General features: G+C 46.7%; 21 protein-coding genes. 17 read left to right on the top strand and 4 right to left on the bottom strand.

Going from position 1 to position 19,103, the window contains the following annotated elements:
* Positions 1 to 34 precede the first annotated feature (34 nt).
* From atpG to H9659_RS12500, 15 genes are all read left to right on the top strand, one after another.
* Positions 35 to 892, top strand: coding sequence for an ATP synthase F1 subunit gamma (gene atpG, locus H9659_RS12570; RefSeq protein WP_191691091.1), 858 nt, complete (start codon positions 35 to 37; stop codon positions 890 to 892).
* A 43-nt stretch (positions 893 to 935) separates the two neighbouring features.
* Positions 936 to 2,351 (top strand): F0F1 ATP synthase subunit beta, encoded by a 1,416-nt coding sequence (gene atpD / locus H9659_RS12565; protein ID WP_191691089.1) that lies wholly within the window; start codon positions 936 to 938, stop codon positions 2,349 to 2,351.
* A gap of 21 nt (positions 2,352 to 2,372) precedes the next feature.
* Positions 2,373 to 2,771, top strand: coding sequence for a F0F1 ATP synthase subunit epsilon (locus tag H9659_RS12560; protein ID WP_318240731.1), 399 nt, complete (start codon positions 2,373 to 2,375; stop codon positions 2,769 to 2,771).
* A gap of 107 nt (positions 2,772 to 2,878) precedes the next feature.
* Positions 2,879 to 3,112: a DUF1146 family protein gene (locus H9659_RS12555; RefSeq protein WP_404828983.1), complete on the top strand. Its 234-nt coding sequence runs from the start codon at positions 2,879 to 2,881 to the stop codon at positions 3,110 to 3,112.
* Between the two features lie 365 nt (positions 3,113 to 3,477).
* Positions 3,478 to 4,779, top strand: coding sequence for a UDP-N-acetylglucosamine 1-carboxyvinyltransferase (gene murA / locus H9659_RS12550; protein WP_191691083.1), 1,302 nt, complete (start codon positions 3,478 to 3,480; stop codon positions 4,777 to 4,779).
* Between the two features lie 232 nt (positions 4,780 to 5,011).
* The gene (gene spoIID, locus H9659_RS12545) at positions 5,012 to 5,899 is read left to right on the top strand and encodes a stage II sporulation protein D (protein WP_225217828.1); all 888 of its coding nucleotides are present in this window, start codon (positions 5,012 to 5,014) and stop codon (positions 5,897 to 5,899) included.
* 32 nt (positions 5,900 to 5,931) lie between these two features.
* On the top strand, positions 5,932 to 6,591 hold the full coding sequence (locus tag H9659_RS12540; protein WP_191691079.1) for a M23 family metallopeptidase: 660 nt from the start codon (positions 5,932 to 5,934) through the stop codon (positions 6,589 to 6,591).
* A 552-nt stretch (positions 6,592 to 7,143) separates the two neighbouring features.
* Complete coding sequence (locus H9659_RS12535) at positions 7,144 to 7,431, top strand: sporulation transcriptional regulator SpoIIID (RefSeq protein WP_116017965.1); 288 nt, start codon at positions 7,144 to 7,146, stop codon at positions 7,429 to 7,431.
* 188 nt (positions 7,432 to 7,619) lie between these two features.
* Entirely contained in the window at positions 7,620 to 8,615 is a 996-nt protein-coding gene (gene mreB / locus H9659_RS12530; RefSeq protein WP_191691077.1) for a rod shape-determining protein MreB, read from the top strand.
* Positions 8,616 to 8,666: 51 nt separating this feature from the next.
* A complete protein-coding gene (locus H9659_RS12525) occupies positions 8,667 to 9,503 on the top strand; it encodes a flagellar hook-basal body protein (RefSeq protein WP_191691075.1) in 837 nt (278 codons plus the stop codon).
* Between the two features lie 36 nt (positions 9,504 to 9,539).
* The gene (locus H9659_RS12520) at positions 9,540 to 10,367 is read left to right on the top strand and encodes a flagellar hook-basal body protein (RefSeq protein ID WP_191691073.1); all 828 of its coding nucleotides are present in this window, start codon (positions 9,540 to 9,542) and stop codon (positions 10,365 to 10,367) included.
* A gap of 20 nt (positions 10,368 to 10,387) precedes the next feature.
* Entirely contained in the window at positions 10,388 to 10,831 is a 444-nt protein-coding gene (locus tag H9659_RS12515) for a DNA-directed RNA polymerase subunit beta (protein ID WP_191691071.1), read from the top strand.
* A 36-nt stretch (positions 10,832 to 10,867) separates the two neighbouring features.
* Positions 10,868 to 11,299 carry a 3-hydroxyacyl-ACP dehydratase FabZ gene (gene fabZ / locus H9659_RS12510; RefSeq protein ID WP_191691069.1) on the top strand — a complete coding sequence of 144 codons (432 nt, stop codon included), beginning with the start codon at positions 10,868 to 10,870 and terminating at the stop codon, positions 11,297 to 11,299.
* Between the two features lie 148 nt (positions 11,300 to 11,447).
* Positions 11,448 to 11,834, top strand: coding sequence for a hypothetical protein (locus H9659_RS12505; protein ID WP_191691067.1), 387 nt, complete (start codon positions 11,448 to 11,450; stop codon positions 11,832 to 11,834).
* Between the two features lie 72 nt (positions 11,835 to 11,906).
* Positions 11,907 to 12,311 carry a hypothetical protein gene (locus H9659_RS12500; RefSeq protein ID WP_191691065.1) on the top strand — a complete coding sequence of 135 codons (405 nt, stop codon included), beginning with the start codon at positions 11,907 to 11,909 and terminating at the stop codon, positions 12,309 to 12,311.
* Between the two features lie 44 nt (positions 12,312 to 12,355).
* On the opposite strand, the gene H9659_RS12495 is transcribed toward H9659_RS12500, so the two are convergent.
* On the bottom strand, positions 12,356 to 12,781 hold the full coding sequence (locus H9659_RS12495; protein ID WP_191691063.1) for a YwpF family protein: 426 nt from the start codon (positions 12,779 to 12,781) through the stop codon (positions 12,356 to 12,358).
* A gap of 261 nt (positions 12,782 to 13,042) precedes the next feature.
* Between H9659_RS12495 and H9659_RS12490 the strand changes: the two genes are divergently transcribed.
* Positions 13,043 to 13,471, top strand: coding sequence for a single-stranded DNA-binding protein (locus H9659_RS12490; RefSeq protein WP_318240728.1), 429 nt, complete (start codon positions 13,043 to 13,045; stop codon positions 13,469 to 13,471).
* Positions 13,472 to 13,814: 343 nt separating this feature from the next.
* Positions 13,815 to 13,976 (top strand): hypothetical protein, encoded by a 162-nt coding sequence (locus H9659_RS12485; RefSeq protein WP_191691061.1) that lies wholly within the window; start codon positions 13,815 to 13,817, stop codon positions 13,974 to 13,976.
* Positions 13,977 to 14,037: 61 nt separating this feature from the next.
* Here H9659_RS12485 and H9659_RS12480 read toward each other — a convergent pair whose 3' ends face one another.
* From H9659_RS12480 to H9659_RS12470, 3 genes are all read right to left on the bottom strand, one after another.
* Entirely contained in the window at positions 14,038 to 16,779 is a 2,742-nt protein-coding gene (locus H9659_RS12480) for a DEAD/DEAH box helicase (protein WP_191691059.1), read from the bottom strand.
* Entirely contained in the window at positions 16,776 to 18,356 is a 1,581-nt protein-coding gene (locus tag H9659_RS12475) for a hypothetical protein (RefSeq protein ID WP_191691057.1), read from the bottom strand. Before H9659_RS12475 ends, H9659_RS12480 begins: the two co-directional genes overlap by 4 nt.
* Positions 18,357 to 18,449: 93 nt before the next feature.
* Positions 18,450 to 18,947, bottom strand: coding sequence for a helix-turn-helix domain-containing protein (locus tag H9659_RS12470; protein ID WP_191691055.1), 498 nt, complete (start codon positions 18,945 to 18,947; stop codon positions 18,450 to 18,452).
* Positions 18,948 to 19,103: the final 156 nt, after the last annotated feature.

Raw genomic sequence — 19,103 nt, 5'->3', positions numbered from 1 at the left:
TACGGGACTAAAACAAAAAGGTGGTGAATAGCCAATGGCCTCATTACGCGAGGTGGAACAACGCATTAAATCGACGAAGAGTACACGTCAAATCACAAAAGCGATGCAAATGGTCTCTGCTTCAAAATTGAGCCGTGCGGAAGCAAACGCGAAGAAATTCGTACCGTATATGGACAAGATTGAAGAAGTGGTTGGATCCATCGCTTCTGTGACTCAAAACTCCGGACATCCGATGTTAGTCACTCGCCCAGTCAAAAAGACGGGATATATTATCGTCACATCTGACCGTGGACTTGTTGGAGGATACAACGCCAACATACTGCGTAAAGCGAAACGTGCAATCGAAGCGCGCCATGCATCTAAAGATGAAATCGTGCTCTTCGTAATCGGAAGTAAAGGAACTGAGTTTTTTGAACGTCTCGGATTCAACGTACAAGAGAGCCTTGTCGGTGTGACCGATCACCCTTCGTTCGAAGAGATAAAAAACATCGCGAATAAAGCTGTTGGCATGTTCACGGAAGGCAATTACGATGAGTTGTACCTTTATTACAACCATTTCGTCTCCGCCATCTCCAACGAGCCGACGGAACGGAAATTGCTTCCGCTAACTGATCTTGAACCGTCTGGAGTGAGCTCGTCATATGAATTCGAACCTTCTGCTGAAGTGATTCTTGAATCCTTATTGCCGCAATATGCGGAGAGCCTCATTTTCGGAGCGGTCCTTGACGGGAAAGCAAGCGAACATGCTTCCAGTATGACTGCGATGAAGACTGCTACAGATAATGCTACTGATTTGATAGATGACTTGACGCTTGTATTCAACCGTGCTCGTCAAGCTGCGATTACCCAGGAAATCACTGAAATCGTTGCCGGCGTTGCAGCGCTCGAATAGGCGTAACGAAAACGAACGTACCAGTACGACAGGAGGGAAAAGCATGAGTAAAGGACAAATTCTTCAGGTAATGGGTCCAGTTGTTGACGTTCGCTTTGCGGATGGCCAACTTCCAGAGATCTACAACTCCCTGAAAGTCCAAATCAATCGCCCGGGTGCTGAAGCGGAAACGCTCACACTTGAAGTGGCCTTGCACCTTGGAGACGATTCTGTACGTACGATTGCAATGTCCTCTACAGATGGTTTGAGACGCGGCGAAGAAGTAATAGATATGGGCGCGCCAATCTCAGTACCTGTTGGAGACGTTACTCTCGGACGAGTATTCAATGTTCTTGGTGAGGAAATCGACCTTGGAGCGCCGCTAGCGGCAGATGTCCAACGCGATCCGATTCACCGTGAAGCACCATCATTCGAATTCCTTTCTACGAAAGTGGAAATCCTTGAAACGGGTATTAAAGTTGTTGACTTACTTGCTCCTTACATCAAGGGCGGTAAAATCGGTCTCTTCGGCGGCGCGGGTGTAGGTAAAACCGTTCTGATCCAGGAATTGATCAACAACATCGCACAAGAGCACGGTGGTATCTCGGTATTCGCTGGTGTTGGAGAGCGTACTCGTGAAGGAAACGACTTGTACTATGAAATGACGGACTCAGGCGTTATTAAGAAAACGGCGATGGTCTTCGGTCAGATGAACGAGCCGCCTGGTGCACGTATGCGTGTTGCCTTGACTGGTTTGACAATGGCGGAGCACTTCCGTGACGAACAGGGCGCTGACGTTCTGCTCTTCATCGATAACATCTACCGTTTCACACAAGCCGGTTCTGAAGTTTCTGCCTTGCTCGGACGTATGCCATCTGCGGTTGGTTACCAGCCGACATTGGCGACTGAAATGGGTCAGCTTCAAGAGCGTATCACTTCAACTAACAAAGGTTCTGTTACATCGATCCAAGCGATCTATGTACCTGCCGATGACTATACAGATCCAGCTCCTGCAACGACGTTCGCTCACCTTGATGCAACGACGAACCTTGAGCGTAAACTATCTGAGATGGGTATCTACCCAGCGGTGGATCCACTTGCTTCGACGTCACGTGCACTTAGTGCGGATATCGTAGGTAAAGAACACTATGAAGTTGCGACACAAGTACAACAAACGTTGCAGCGTTACCGTGAACTTCAAGACATCATTGCCATCCTAGGTATGGATGAGTTGAGTGAAGATGACAAGCAGATCGTTGATCGTGCACGTCGTGTTCAGTTCTTCCTGTCACAAAACTTCCACGTTGCCGAGCAATTTACGGGCCAAAAAGGTTCGTATGTACCGGTTGCTGAAACTGTACAAGGCTTCAAGGCGATCCTTGAAGGCAAATACGACCACCTTCCTGAAGATGCATTCCGACTTGTTGGACGCATTGAAGAAGTTGTGGCTAAAGCAAAAGAAATGGGCGTAGAAGTCTAATAAAAGGGACCAGGAGGGGAAATTATGAAGATAAAAGTTAATATCGTCACTCCCGACGGCCCTGTCAGCGAAACTGAAGCGGATATGGTGATAGCTGTTACCGAAACGGGTGAGCTTGGTATTTTACCGGGACACATCGCGATGGTAGCTCCACTTGATATCGGCGCACTTCGCCTGAAAAACGGCAATTCAACAGAACACGTGGCAGTGAACGGCGGATTCTTGGAAGTCCGTCCGGATGTTGTCACAGTGCTTGCGCAAAGTGCGGAACTTGCTTCTCGCATCGACCTGGCACGTGCTGAACTTGCGAAACGTAAGGCAGAAGTTGAACTCCAGCAGACTACGAACAAACTGGAGCGTCAAATGGCCGAACTTAATTTACGTAGGGCCATTAACCGTATTAATGTTTCCGGCATGTAAGTCGGATACGAGCAAATCGGACAGAGGAGGTTCTTCTGTCCGATTTTTTTTAACGCTGACAAAAAACGTACTTTATCGTTAAAAGTACGCATCGGGAGTAGATGACTATGGACGCACTAGGCGTTAATCCATTATTGGCACTCGGATCACATATTTTTTTCATAGGTGTCTCGTTTTTTGCTTTGCAAGCGATCATGCCGCAAGCGATCATCCGTAAAAATCGCGTATTTCAAACACAATTATTATTTATTATGTTGAGTATTGCCATCGGTTCTTCGGTATCAAATTTCTTTTTAGACATATCCTATTGGTCGGGAAGACTTCCTTTCATCTTTGGATGATCCGTCTTATCGCCGCATAGACATTTGATGCCTCTGGGGCAATGAGACGAATACTTTCATTATAATTTGATGAGAGAGGTTTACCTGAATCAGCACAAGGGAACCAAGTTGAATGTAACCTTTTCGTAATATGGCAGTCATAAAGAAATTGTAAAATACCCACACAGGACATCCCGACTGTACATAATTTAGACTACAGCTATCTTTTGTCGGAAAGGGTCACAATGGCGCTTGTGAATTGCAGCGCGTCGTTGTACAATGGACTGAGTTTGGATGATTTTTACTACTATAATTTACTGACTTTTGGATATGTAAACTTGTTACGCTTAAGAACGAATTATAACTTTGAGTCGGAGGGGCTTGTTTTGGATAAAATTATTATTAATGGTGGGCGACAGCTGCACGGTTCTGTGCGGGTAGAAGGAGCTAAGAACGCAGTGTTGCCGATACTCGCGGCTGCGTTGCTTGCTACTGAGGGCGTCAATGTCATCCGTGAAGTACCTAATCTTTCGGATGTCCGCACAATTAATGAAGTACTGAAGAGCTTATATGCAAAAACAGAATATAAACCTGAAATTGGCGAGCTGATCATTGATTCCACGGAAACACTTACGAGTGAAGCGCAATTTGAATACGTGCGTAAAATGCGTGCATCCATTCTAGTGATGGGTCCGCTCCTTGCGCGCAATGGCTTTGCACGCGTGGCAATGCCAGGCGGATGTGCAATCGGATCCCGTCCGATCGACCAGCACTTGAAAGGGTTCGAAGCAATGGGCGCGGACATTTCGTTTGGTCACGGTTTTGTTGAAGCACGAGCTAAAAACGGTCTGCAAGGCGCAAAAATCTATCTCGATTTCCCAAGTGTCGGTGCAACGGAGAATATCATGACTGCAGCTGCGCTCGCTAACGGAACGACATTGATTGAAAATGCGGCTAAAGAGCCTGAAATTGTTGACCTTGCGAACTTCATCAACGAAATGGGCGGCAGAGTCATCGGTGCTGGTACGGACGTTATCCGCATCGAAGGCGTGGAAAAATTAGTCGGTGCTGTGCACAACATCATCCCGGACCGTATCGAAACAGGTACATTCATGGTTGCCGCAGCGATTACAGGCGGAGACGTGACAATTGAAAACGCATTGCCTGAGCACAACGCGGCATTGATTTCCAAGCTGCAGGAAATGGGCGTTGTCATTACTGAACTCGATGAAGGTCTTCGCATTACAGCGCAGCACCCATTGAAATCGGTTGACTTGAAGACGATGCCTCATCCTGGATTCCCGACAGACATGCAGTCACAAATGATGGCACTCATGTTGAAAGCAGAAGGTACTGGTGTATTGACAGAGACAGTCTTCGAAAACCGCTTCATGCACGTGGAAGAATTCCGTCGCATGAATGCTGATATTAAAATCGAAGGACGTTCCGTCATCATGAACGGACCTTCAGACCTTCAAGGCGCTGAAGTAGCAGCAACCGATCTTCGTGCTGCAGCTGCACTCATCCTTGCAGGACTTGTCGCAGAAGGCGTTACGAGAGTCACTGAGCTTATTCACTTGGATCGTGGCTACGTCAACTTCCATCAGAAACTGAAAGCACTTGGCGCAGACATCAGCCGTGTCTCCAGCGAATCTGAAACAGCAGACACAGAAGTCGTTCATTCATAATATCGATCACAACTGCCCCTTACATGAGGGGCAGTTTTTTTTGTGGATGAATTCAAATGAAAGTCAATTATGATTGAAAAATCATGTCGATTCATGTCATAGAAGACTACGACTAGGAGAAAGTCAAAAATAGCCTCATAATTGTCTGGAATAACACATACCATGCAACATGGACAAAAGACTATTAGTAGTATTCATCATTTTCCTGTTTTTTATACCTGTACTCCTAAACTTGAAGTACAACAGAACACTAGACGCCACTAAGCCACCCGAGGAACTAGCTTGTGAGACCGAAATTACAGTAGAAGGAGAGGACAAGCCACTGCCGCTCGAAGAGTACATCATCGGAGTCGTCGCGTCTGAAATGCCAGTCGCTTACTCACTGGAAGCCCTCAAAGCACAGGCGATTGCAGCACGCACGTATGCACTCAAAGAAACGGCAGAAGGCACAAAACCGATCGGTCGGGACGTTACAGCACAAGTCTATTCTAACGAAAAAGAACGTAAAGAACGCTGGGGAAAAAATTTCAAGGAAAACGAACAGAAGATACGGAAAGCAGTTGAAGAAACAGCAGGCTCCGTCATCGTACACGACGAACAAATGATTACCGCCATGTTCTTCTCAACTTCCAACGGTCAGACGGAAACTGCTGAGAACTTCACGGGCAATCCAATTCCATATTTACAAAGCGTGGACAGCCCGGACGAACAAACCGTATCTGAAGAAGTGGAACGAACACTCAACATGCCTCTCGCCGAGTGGAATGAAAAACTAGGCACGTCATGGAAAGAAGATGATTTCCGTGCACTCCAACTCGTCCGCAATGAGACAGGACGTGTCCAGAGCGTCCTGTCAGACAGCTTTGAAACAAGCGGTCGCGAAATGAGGGAAAAGCTGAAACTCCCTTCCACCGACTTCAATATCGGGTTCGATGTAACAAACAAGATCGTCCACATCACGACGAAAGGATACGGTCACGGCGTCGGTATGAGTCAGAACGGCGCAGAAGCTTACGCAAAGAAGGGGTGGACCGCAGAACAGATCGTCAAACACTATTATACCGGCACCGAAATAAAATCTTTTGAAAAATCGAAAGAGGAATGTTTAAAAAATCCTTAACTTGCAGAGAATAGCGAGTGAGGTGATCATAAATGAGAGAAGAAAAAAAACCGAAAGCCCCTTCTCAGAAAAACAAGAGCACGAAAAGCAACTGGTTCTGGCCATCTATCTATGCAAGCTTCGCCCTGCTGTTCGTTGGAATGGTTTGGGGATATAATGCATTGACGAAACCAGATGCCGGTGAGCAGGCAGCTGTGGACAAAGAAAAACCGCAAGACGAAGTGACATTGGAAACAAACGCAGCAAACGAACAACTGAAGTACCCGTTTGATGAAGAACTTCTTGACCAAGTTGCCATTATCCAGGACTTCTATGACGCAAAAGCCGATGCAGCTAGTCGAGAAAACGCACTCCTCGTATTTAAACAGACATACGTTACAAATGAAGGAGTGTCGATTGCAGTCGATGGGAAACCGTTCGAAGTGGTCGCAGCGATGAGTGGTAAAGTGGAAGAAATCGTCTCAGATCCATTTAAAGGCAGTGAAATCGTCATCTCTCACAAGGATGGATTGAAAACGATTTACCGCTCCGTCACTGGCATTCTCGTAAAAGAGGGTGACGAGATCCAACAAGGTGAAGCGCTAGCGATGACTGCGGAAAACGAATGGAACCCGCAAGCAGGCGTCCACTTACACTTCGAAGTACAAAAAGACGACGTCGCTGTGAATCCCCGCTCTTTCTTGGCCTTTTAAATAACTCTTTGAGCCAACCTGCCATCCCCCGGCAGGTTTTTTTTTGCGGGTAGAACAGAGGGCGGAAGCTTGGGAAAGGAGCAATAAACCGTGCGAAGCGCTCATAAATCTCAGGAAGTGATCATAAACCGTGCGAAGTGCTCATAAAACTCTGGAAGTGATCATAAACCATGCAAAGCGCTCATAAAACTCAGGAAGTGATCATAAACCGTGCGAAGCGCTCATAAAACTCTGTAAGTGATCATAAACCATGCGAAACGCTCATAAATCTCCACTGAAACATCAATGGATTCCTCCTGCCCTTCAGATCCAAATGAGATACCCTTTCCAATAAGCGATGCGCCCCCTTTCGAGAACCTCCGCAAAGAACCCTAAGTGCTGATTGGTAAAGTGCACTTCGTGATCGGGAACACGCGCCAAGCGTCCTGCAACATCCACTAACTGATCGACAACGTGCCCGCAGAAAGCACACCTCTACATTCAAAAGGAATAGCCTGCCGTCCCTTCGCATACAGTGAAAGAACAAATGGATTGACGGGAAAGGAAGAGGGTGTGCACGAACAAATTCGGAGACGCTGCGTACGTCTCGGCAACCTGCTCATCGAAACCGGTCTCACTGTGAGAGCGCTCGCAAAAGCGACGGGCTACTCGAAAAGTACAGTACACAAAGACTTGACAGAGCGTCTGCCTAATATCGATGCTCAATTATCAGAGGAAGTCGCGAAAATCTTGGCTTACCACAAATCGATTCGCCATTTACGAGGTGGGGAAGCGACTCGTCAAAAATGGAAAATTGAACAACGTAAACTGAATGAGACAGCAGCAACAGAGACGGACTAGCGACTTGCGCAGTCCGTTTTTTCTATGGTGATATTAAAAAACGAACTATGCTCCTTGAAACCGAGGGAAAGCACGGAAAATAGCGATTTTTTATGTTCTTTTTCGGAACACTGTGATAAAATGTTAAGTTAGGAGAACGTGTAAACGTACGAGATAACGCCTGAACGAATGGAAGGGGCAGCGATGAGATGTTTGCGAAAGATATCGGTATTGACCTGGGAACAGCTAACGTTTTAATACATGTAAAAGGAAAAGGGATTCAGCTTAACGAGCCATCAGTAGTTGCGGTTGACACTAAAACACGTGAATTAATAGCAGTTGGAGAAGAAGCAAGACTGATGATCGGACGGGCCCCTAGCAATATCCAGGTGATACGGCCATTGAAAAACGGTGTCATTGCTGACTTTGACAGCACAGAAGCGATGCTGAAAGGGTTCATCGATCGTTTGAATGTCAAAGGATGGTTTTCTAAACCGCGCATCTTGATCTGCTGTCCCACTGACGTCACAAGCGTTGAACAGAAAGCCATTAAAGAAGCTGTCCAGAAATCGGGCGGCCGACAAGTATTTCTTGAAGCTGAACCTAAAGTGGCTGCAATTGGAGCAGGAATGGACATTTACCAGCCTAGTGGAAATATGGTCATTGATATCGGAGGCGGCACAACGGATGTCGCGGTTCTTTCCATGGGAGACATTGTCACATCCGAATCCATTAAAATTGCAGGCAATACGTTCGATCAAGACATTGTAAATCACATAAAGAAAAATCATAAGCTATTAATCGGCGAACGCACTGCTGAAAATATTAAAATGACCGTCACGTCAGTGTTTCCGGATAGCCATCATGACGAAATGGACATTCGTGGGCGAGATATGGTATCAGGACTTCCTAGAACTGTCACAGTCAATTCAAAGGAAATCACGAAAGCGATGGAAGAGTCCATTGCGTGGATCCTTCATTCAGCTAAAAATGTTTTGGAAAAAACACCACCGGAACTATCTGCGGATATTATTGATAGAGGCATCATCTTAACGGGTGGCGGTGCACTCCTTCGTGGATTGGACCAATTGCTGGCAGAAGAATTGAAAGTACCAGTTTTCATAGCAGACGATCCGCTTGGGTGTGTCGCTAAAGGGACAGGCATTATGCTGGATAGCTTAGATAAAAAACGTAACCGATCTTAATCTGTTCGCCACTGGATCATATGCAACAAACCTAAAAAGGAGGCGGGGCACATGTTCCGTGGATTTTATACAGCAGGATCAGGAATGATTGCGCAACAGCGCAGAACGGAATTACTCTCAAACAATATGGCCAATGCCAATACTCCAGGATTCAAGACAGATCAGTCATCGATCCGGTCATTTCCTGAAATGTTCTTGTCCAACTTGGAGGCAGCCAAAGTGCCAGTCCAAAATAGCTTTCAGATGAAAGGCTTGGACCCGATCGGCGCACTGTCGACAGGAACGTATATGCAAGAGACCATGCCGCTGTTCACACAGGGACAACTGCGAGAGACGGAACTCACAACAGACATTGCACTTGTAGACGGAGTATTGCCGGTCAATCCGGAAACGGGCAATCGTGGTGCCGTTTTCTATACGCTTGAAGGATCGGATGGGGAACGAGCGTATACGAAGAATGGGAATTTCGCACTGAATCCGGAAGGGTATCTCACAACCCCGTCCGGGAATTATGTGCTCGATGCAGACGGACAGCGTATCCAGTTGCCGAACGACGATTTCCAAGTGACGGAAGACGGCATCATCAAGTACGGTGAACAAGTAGCAGCCGCTCTTGGAATCAGTTACGCTGTGAATCCGGAAACGCTTGTGAAGCGTGATAATGGACTGTTTTACGCTCTGGAAGAGCTGCCCGACGCAAATGATGCACAAGGAGTCAGCTATTCTTTCAAACAGGGGTTCGTCGAGCAATCGAACGTGGATACGTCTCGAACGATGACGGATATGATGACGGCTTACCGAGCATTCGAAGCCAATCAGAAAGTGCTGCAAGCCTATGACCGCAGTATGGAAAAAGCGGTATCGGAAATCGGTCGTGTCAATGGATAATCGCAAGCTTCGCATAAGCGGAAGGAGTCAAACTAAATGATTCGTACGATGACGACAGCTGTCAATACGATGAACCAGCTGCAAAATAATCTGGATATCATCGGCAACAACTTGTCTAATATAGGAACACACGGGTACAAATCCAATCAGGCAAGCTTTCAGGAAATGTTGTATCAGCAATTCAACAACGACAAAGCGGACACAGCGCCGCGACAATCCCCTGAAGGAATCCGGTACGGCGTCGGAGCGATGCTTGGTCAAACGCAGATGAACTGGAAAGTGGGTACACTACAGCAGACTGGAAGAAATCTCGACTTTGCACTCACTGAACCGAAAAACTATTTCAATGTGATCGTACAAGGCCCGGATGGTCCGGAGACGGTGTATACACGTCAAGGGAACTTCTACCTTTCGCCAGCTCAAGGAAACCGGGTAGCACTCGTTGACGGTGAAGGGAATGCGGTTGCAGACCGTGCAGGAAACGGCATCACGTTCAATGGTCCTGTAGATTCAATTGAACTGAAAGCGGACGGTACGTTGGTTGCGCAATCCGCAAATGGAGCAGAGCAGACAGCTGAAATGGCGGTTACCTTAATTGAGCGCCCTAACCTTTTGACACGGCTGTCCTCAACGCATTTTACACTTCCGTCTAACTGGGAAGAACTGAATGTAACGGAAGCCGATATATTAACAGAAATTGCAGGCCCGGAAGTCGGTATACAGCAAGGAGCTCTTGAAGGGTCCAATGTTGACTATCAAAAAGAAATGACAGACCTCATCAACGTCCAGCGAGCGTATCAATTCAACTCACGTACGGTTTCGATCGCTGATCAGATGCTCGGTCTGGTCAATAATATCCGGTGAGCTGAGTGGGGAGTATTGATATGACAGATGAAAAAAGAAATACAGACATCACGTCCCAGGCGTCTTCGGAGCCGAAACAATCAGCTGCTAAAAGTCGGACAGAAGCTCGGGCAGCCCTTGCAGCAACGGCCCAAGCCACGTCGGACAACGAACAAGTGACGCGCAGTAAGCGAAAAACACAAGCGAACCCCATACAACAAGAAACTGTACAAAAAACACGGACAAAGCGAGAAGTGAAAAAAGAAACGGAAGAAGAGACGGAGACTAAACAGGTCCGTTGGGTACAGATCCGCATTCTTCCGATTTACGTTCGCGTCATTCTGGTGATCGTGTTGCTAGTTGTTGCTGCAATACTCGGTGCACTGATCGGTTACAGTGTCCTCGGTGACGGAACTGCAAGCGGTATTTTCCAAAAGGAAACATGGACACATATTTTTGATATCATGAGTGGAAAAGAGAAATAACTATAAATTTCAGACGAACCGGAAAGGAGAATCACTATGCTGACAGCTGAACAAATCCAAGCGATCATCCCGCATCGTTATCCATTCCTATTGGTCGATCGCATTCTTGAACTTGAAGAAGGCGTACGTGCCGTGGGACTTAAAAACGTAAGCATTAATGAAAACTACTTTAACGGTCACTTTCCAGGTTACCCGGTCATGCCGGGAGTACTGATTGTAGAAGCTTTGGCACAAGTCGGAGCTGTTGCGATATTGCAAAAAGAAGAGAATAAAGGCCGCCTTGCATTTTTTGCAGGAATTGACAATTGCCGGTTCAAGCGACAAGTGGTTCCTGGAGATGTCATCCGACTTGAAGTGGAAATTACACGTATACGTGGTTCCATTGGAAAAGGGAGAGCGACAGCAACAGTTGATGGTGACATCGCATGTGAAGCGGAAATCACATTCGCACTTGGTGCTAAAGATTGATTTTCAGTTAAAAGTTGCAACTGGGAGAAAAATCCGCTAAAATTTTACATAGTGTGTTTACACACTTTGGCAAGTGCAAAATTGCACAACAAGCCAATTAAACATGCGGTCAACGTAGCATGTATATCGTGGGAGGTACTAAACGAGTATGTTCAAAAGTCTTTCACCCAATTTAAAGAGCAGCATCACGAGGTCTATTACACAGACCTTTGAACAATACATGACGGAGATCGAATGGGACCCGGATCGCTATGACATGACAGACTTCATGAAGCGTTGGAGCGAATATATTACAGAAAAAGCACTCTGGTACGAAAAAATTCCGGATGACGTCAAATACGCTACTCAATTTCATGAGGAAATTGCAAGTCGTATCAATGAAGTCATTCAGAAAGTGCTAAGTGAGCCGCCGTCAGAAGAGCAGATTGCAACGATTCAACAAATGCAGGAAAAGCTCAATACGCAATACGTCTATGAATGTAAGGCTGAAGCGACATTCGTCGAAGCCGAACTCAAAAAACGTTATAACGCATAAAGAAAGAATGGATAGTTCCTTCTTTTCAAGCCAAGCTATGATGGATAGCTACTTGAAAGGAGGGAATTTTTCATGTTGAAGAAAGTATTGCCGGCAGCACTTGTTGCAGGATTCGTACTGGCTGGATGTGGTAACAACAACAACGATATTCCAGACAAAAATGAGACACCGATGGAAGACTTGAACGACGGTATGGACGAGCGTGCACGTGACTGGACTCCGGATATGGAGGGCAATGCGCCCGACGGTACGACAGGTCCTAATCTCGATGGATTGGAAGAAGATCGTAACGGCGGGATGAACGATGGTGTCTTGAACCGTGATGGTGTCACGGACGACACGTTAGAAGGTACAGGTAACGGAGAAGGCGGGACGATGGGGGAAAACAGCACTCCCGACGGCGGAAATACGGCTGGAACTGGTAACAATGGCGGTTCTCCAAAGAAAGATGACAAAGGTATGTCAGGCGGAAAATAATGACAGCAAAAACCACGGATCAACAATCCGTGGTTTTTGCTTGTTTATTTCTTTTTTAACCGAGGCCGTGAACGCATGTCACTTTCAAAACGTTCAAGTAAGGCTTGGCCTTCGAAACCACGGTCCAGCAACTCACTCAACAGCTGTTCCGCATATTCGGAACGCTGACGTTTCAATCGACCTTTCAATAAGACGGAAACCCGGTTTCCTATTTCCTGTACGGTATCTACTGCAAGCACAAAGGCGGCAGGTTCGTTTTCAGGATAAGAAATCACGACTTTCGCTTCCACGAGTGCTTCTTCCGCCTGCAGTTTTTCGAATCGTTCTTTATACTCGACATCCAAAAACATTTCCAATATCCACATGCGATGACTGTTCTCCTGGTTGATGATAATACCGTCGTGCATGGGTAGATAATCAGCTGTATCGCCGGAAAGCAAACCGAAAGAAATCATTTTAAACGTTTTCATCCCGTCCGAATCCCCCTTTTTCACCCAGTATACCACAGTCATTCAAAACTCTTTCTAATATGGGCAAAGCCGAATTATCGACAAAATAACACAATTCGAAAGTGCAGTCCCTCCAACGGTAAACAGCGTATGAGCGAAAATACTCATGTTTCAAACTTCATGTTCAGCTATTCAATCACCCTCAAATCGAGGAAATGCACATTTGTCCAATCTGAACCTTATCCGTATGATGAAAGCAATTCAAAGAGAGGAGGGAACTAGGTGAATCATGTGGCACTTGTCGGAAGAATGACGAAAGATCCAGATGTCCGGATGATCGGTGATGGAAGGATGCAAGCGAGTTTTACACTGGCTGTCAATCGCAGTTTCAAGAATCAGCAAGGCGACATCGATGCGGACTTCATTTTCGTTACCATTTGGGGGCGTACTGCGGAAAATACGGCGAAACATTGCGGAAAAGGATCTTTAATCGGTGTCAGCGGACGTATTCAGACACGTTCGTACGAGCGGGACGACCGGACCCGTGCATTTGTAACCCAAGTCGCAGGAGAAGATGTCCGTTTCCTGATTACGAAAAAGCCGTCTTCCGAAGGGCAACCAACTGTCCGAACGCAAGCAGCTTCTACTGCGGCTGACCATTTTGAATTGCCTTCACAAGGTCACGAAAAAGAAACGCTGCCAATTTTCTAATGCATTCACCAGTTACATAGGGCATTAGAAAAGCGTTAGTGAAGGAGGTAGATAATAAAAAACATGGAATAGTCAAGATGTGCGTGTGTTGCCCGTGGAAAGAGCAGCACGTACAAGTACCGGGGGTAAGAACAGGGCCAGAGGGAGTGGGGATTCCTTCTGATCCTAGGAAGCAAGTATGACATATAAACGCTGTTACAAGTGGTCAGGCACGGTTAACGGTGTAGCAGTACGAAGAGGAGTGGTTGTTTCAGCCACCAACAAATCGCGATTTTACCGTCGGATCAGAAGAGACCGCTTCTTACTGGTCCGGCAGCGAAATCGCCTCAAAGGAGAGAAGCGCATGGAATCACACCATAAAATAATACTGCGTATGGAATTACAAATTGGACAACTGATCCGATTGGTTGCGAATTTGAACGAACGCTTGGATGTGCTCGAGCAGAAGGCGAAAGATAAAGAGATACGAAAAGTGTTGCAAATGAACCGGATCAGTCGTATCTAACCGGGGATGTACATAAAAAGACCGCAAACCACGCGAGTGATTTGCGGATGTAGAATGTGGGTCATCCGAATGACAGCAGGTCATCCAGTTCCCGATCAGATAGTTCCGTCAGCCACTGACTGGATTGGATAAGATCAGCAGACAGTGCTGCTTTCTCTTCAAGCATCTTATCGATTTTTTCTTCGATTGTTCCAATCGTCACAAACTTATGAACGTGAACAAATTTTTCCTGACCGATCCGGTATGCTCGGTCAGTCGCCTGGTTTTCAACAGCCGGGTTCCACCAGCGATCTGCGTGCAACACATGATTTGCAGCTGTCAAGTTCAGCCCGGTGCCACCCGCTTTGAGCGAAAGGATGAAAATCGGGAATTCACCTTTTTGGAACGCTTCCACAAGGTGATCGCGCTGTCCCTTCGGCATACTTCCTGTAAGGAAAGGGACTTCGAATCCGTAAAGCTCTGTCAGACATTGTCGAATGAGCTGGCCCATTCCGATATATTGTGTAAATATCAAGCATTGCTCCCCATTGGCAGCGATTTCAGCAGCCAATTTCACAATCCGCTCCAGTTTGTCAGATCTCGACAACATTTCGTCGGCCTCTGTAAATGGTTCTTTCAAGAACAAAGCAGGGTGATTACACAATTGCTTCAGCCGGCTCAACATCTTTAAAATGAGTCCCTTACGTTCAAATCCTGAGAGTGTCTGCAGCTTGAATTTCGTTTCTTCAATGAAGCTTTCGTAAATGGCAGCCTGTTCACTTGTAAGTGGCACATACTCATTTTGCTCGAGCTTCTTCGGTAAATTGAGTTGCAAGTCTGGATCACTTTTCGTTCTCCGCAATAAGAATGGGTGGATTTTAGAGCGCAGACGACTCTTGATACGCTCATCATCATCCCGCTCAATCGGAATTATGAAGTCATCCGTGAACTTCCTGAAACTTCCGAAATACCCGCGATGGATGAAGTCGAAAATCGCCCATAACTCCGCAAGCCGGTTCTCGATCGGCGTCCCGGTCAACGCGATATGATGACCGCCACGAAGTTGACGGATGGCTCTGGATTGCTTCGTTTGCATGTTTTTTATATTTTGCGCCTCATCCAGCGTGATGCTAGCAAATGGAAACTCAACAAGGAATTCACTATCTTGAGTAGCTGTCCCGTAAGTTGTCAGCACGACATCGGGCTTTTCCTGTGCTAAAAATGCATTGAACTGACCTTCTTTCAAACGGCCGGGTCCGTAGTGAATGGCCGCTTTCAAAGAAGGTGCAAAGCGTTCCAACTCTTTTTGCCAGTTACCGAGCACGCTGGTCGGGCAAATGATCAGCGAAGGCGTCGCATCAGGTTCGGCATGCACCTTCAGCAAATAACTGATAAGCTGTACCGTTTTTCCAAGTCCCATATCATCTGCAAGACAAGCTCCGAAGTGCTGTTCACGCATGAACATGAGCCAGTTGAAGCCTTCTTGCTGATAAGGACGCAACTCGGTTTGTAACAGTTCAGGTATTTGTACATGAGGTAAGCCTTTTTTGTCCATTACTTGATCCACATATTGACGGAGTGACTGCTGCATTGTAAACGCAAGTAACGGATCGTCTTCCAACTCATCGTCTTCGCTCGGGACAATCTCTTCAGGGAGCTCTTGGAACAAAAGGTCTTTCACAGTCCACTCCCCATTATCCGCTTGCTCCATCAATTCTTTAATGCGCTTTAACCAAGTCGGATCGATGTGGAACCATTCATCTCCCGTGCGGATGAATTCACGATTCTCATCGACCATTTTTTGAAACGTCTCCCGGTCGATTTCATTGCCGGCTAGTGAGAAACTCCAGTTGAATGAGAGCACTTCATCTAATCCTGCAGCAGATTTGTATGATTGAACCCCTGCATCCGTACGAATTTTCATCTTAGACTCGGTCACGGTCTTCAGCCATGAAGGAAGGAGAACGGCGAGTCCGAATGACTGGAATAACGGTAAATCATGCTGGATGAACATCCGGACTTCGGGGTCGCTCATCGGTATATGAAGAAACGCATCTTCTTTTTCCGGTTGGACGGACTGCAGGAACGAAATCATTTCTGATTGCTGCTCCGAAATGGCAGCGGCATAAGGTTTCATCTTAGCAGGTAACGCACTCTCGATAGCTGCGTGACGTTTCGACTTAGCAGGCACCCATTGTGTCCCGCGTTCGTTCAAAATAACGGTCTCAAGTAACCAGTCTTCCGTCCGCTCAGAGTCCGGTTCGGTTAAGCGGAACGCAGGTCGCACTGGAATATCCGATTTTGTCTCTCCGGGCCATCCGTAGGTTTTCAGATGTGGCAACAAGGAAGCTACCATATCGGCACGTACACCGAGTGCTTGGAACTTGCTGGCAATCGCTTGTTTTGTAAGAAGTGCAGCTGATTCAGAGATTCCTGCTGCGTCAGCTGCGAAGTGGATGACTTGCTCGGCATCAGGTTCGGTATAGGACCACAAGTCCTTGGACAGCCACAGTTTGGCAGCTTCTTCAGCCGCTTCCAATTGCTTAGCATCCTTCTCAGTCGCGCCTGTATATTCGACGAAAGGGTGGCGATTTCCGCTCAATGCCTGGACCCACTCATGTGGATGCAAAAGGATGGTGTTATCTTCAGTTGGCACGGTTAATCCGAACAAGGACGTATCATCGGCAAAGAAGAAGAAGGAGACGAGTCGATCAGCAGGTATCGTTGTTCCATAGTCATCTGCAGCTGAAATCGCAAAAGTGCCACGATCTGTAGGCTGGATGGTCAGTTGTAACTCACGTGCGAGTCGATGTGCAGGTCTCATAATTCAAGACTCCCCCTCTCCATTTCTTCGATTAAAGCGCGCAGCCGGCGGTACTTATCCCGCACCGTTCGGATGTATCGGTTCCAGAAATCTGTGTGACCGCTTTTTTTACAAGCTGTCCGCATGCGCTTGAACAGCTTCACTGCACGACGATAGCTGAGCCGATTCTTTTCAGCGATGAATTGCTGGGCATAATCATGCAGCAAGGGGAGTGCAGCAGTAGGTTGCTCAGCTAACACAAGTTTCAAATCCTCTTGTTCGACACTGTCATACGGTACGTTGAAGCGATGCAGGAGTGCTGCCCATTCCTGATAACGTTTCCGTTCCATCAAGAAAGCGGAATAACGCGGTATCCCGATCTTGCCGTACATAGCAAAGACGGATTCCCGCTCTTCATCAGAAAAATCACCGTTCGCAAGGAGCATGTCGATCTCGTGCGCAGCTGCTAATTGCTCACTGCGGCTCTTCTTCTGGCTGAAGTAGCCTTCGATAGCCGGGTAAAGACCGCGCGCAATAGAAGCTGCAGTAGGGGCAAGCGCTTCAGTGAGCGCAAATCGTGCAAGCGTCATCCAGCTGCCGAAATCGGGCTGCTGTTCTTCAGCAAGGGCACTTTCAAGAACATCCCCGCGTCCTTCGATTATCGCGAAATACATGGCAAACAGACGGGCGTCAGTCGAAGCATCCTGAGCAAGCAGCTGTTTCTCTTCATCGCGCTCGTTACGGCCTGTGAACAACTGTCCCCAAATGGCTTCATAGATTCGGAAACGATACGGGAACAGCCCTATTTGATGGACACAAACTGAATGGACAAGTTCTTTCAGACGTGTCATGAAAGGATCCGTTTCAAACAACTTCGGTTTGTTGCTGAACGTCCCCGCCAATTTTTCAATATCGGAAATTTGGTCGTTAAGCCATGTAGTGATTTGCCAAGTCCCGTAGGAATGCTGGGACTGTCCTGATGATAGTATTGAAGAGGCATACTCAAAAGCTGAATCGACTAGGTGCAGTCGATAATATAAGTCGAACAGAGGCTTCCACTCATATTCAAAAGGCATGAGCGGCTTGACGCGATTCTCAATCTCTGCGCATTCATATGTGAACACGGAAGAGTTGGTCGATAAGGTGAGTTTACGAAGAGGGGCGGTCACTCGCGTTAAGACGCCATCCCATGCTTCAGGTGTACGCTCAGTCACTTTCAAAGCAAGCTGCTCTTTTTCAGACGTCCGCCATTCTTGAAACCATTCAGTTAACGAATGGAACTGTGAGTACAAGTCAAACACGACCGTAAGTTGGTGGGCACAGCGCCCCTTACGACCACACGTGCAACTTAACGTTTGCTCATTAAACGAAAAACGTACAAATTCCGAAGCACGATCATTGAGTTGGGCGAGCACTTCACTGTCATCTTGTGAATAACGATACGACGAAATAGCACCTCTTCGAACTGCTGTAATGGCGCTTCGGATAAGCTCCGACTGATCCGGATGATCCGGACGGAATGTATAGTGGATATCATTCATCATCTTTTCGATTTCTCGTTCATGCAAATACGAAATACGTTCTGCAGCGACGCGCAAAATAAAACCACTCCCTAGACAAAGCATTCTTTCTATTATACATCAGTTCAGCGGCCTTCGTAAATCATCACACGCAGGAAAAGAAAAAACCCTTCATCGTTCTTTTTCAGGACGAGGAAGGGAAGCGTCAGATTGCTCACTTTTTGCGACAAGACTTTTAAATACGGCAAGGTTGGATTTTATCGAATTGAAATAGATGCGACGTTGTTTTTCAGAAAGGGAGGCGGCGATTGCGATCATTTCCCGTAATTCGTTGCTCTCTTCCAACAACTGGCGGTGGTGTTCGATGAATTGGTCACGATAGCGCTCTCGTATCTCTCCCGTCTTCCCCGCAGATTTAGAAGTGTCTGATCGGACGTCACGTAAAGGTTCTCCCATCAGCATCGCGATGAAGTAGTCATCTGGAATGTCAAATGTACGCTTCATTTCCGCTAGCATATCAGGAGTTAAATCCCGGTCGGTCCTCTCATAGTTCGAAAGGGCGGAAGAGGAAATGGAGAGACGCTCAGCGGCTTCCAGCTGTTTGATATCCAAATATTCTTCACGATACTCTTTAAATTGTTTGCCGAAGTTTCGATATTTGCGATCCATGACCATTCCCCCACTTTTTGTCTTACCGTAAAGTAGAAGAGGAATGATTTTGGCGAATCCAACAAAACGTGAAGTGATTTTTCAACAATTCGTTGGTTTAGATACCAATTCAAACAGTATATGTAAAATGATAAGTAGTTTTACATAATTACAAAA

The sequence above is a fragment of the Sporosarcina gallistercoris genome, from assembly GCF_014836415.1.
Taxonomy (GTDB): domain Bacteria; phylum Bacillota; class Bacilli; order Bacillales_A; family Planococcaceae; genus Sporosarcina; species Sporosarcina gallistercoris.
The sequence above is the reverse complement of the archived record's forward strand: the minus strand, read 5'-3'. Positions and strand labels throughout refer to the sequence as shown.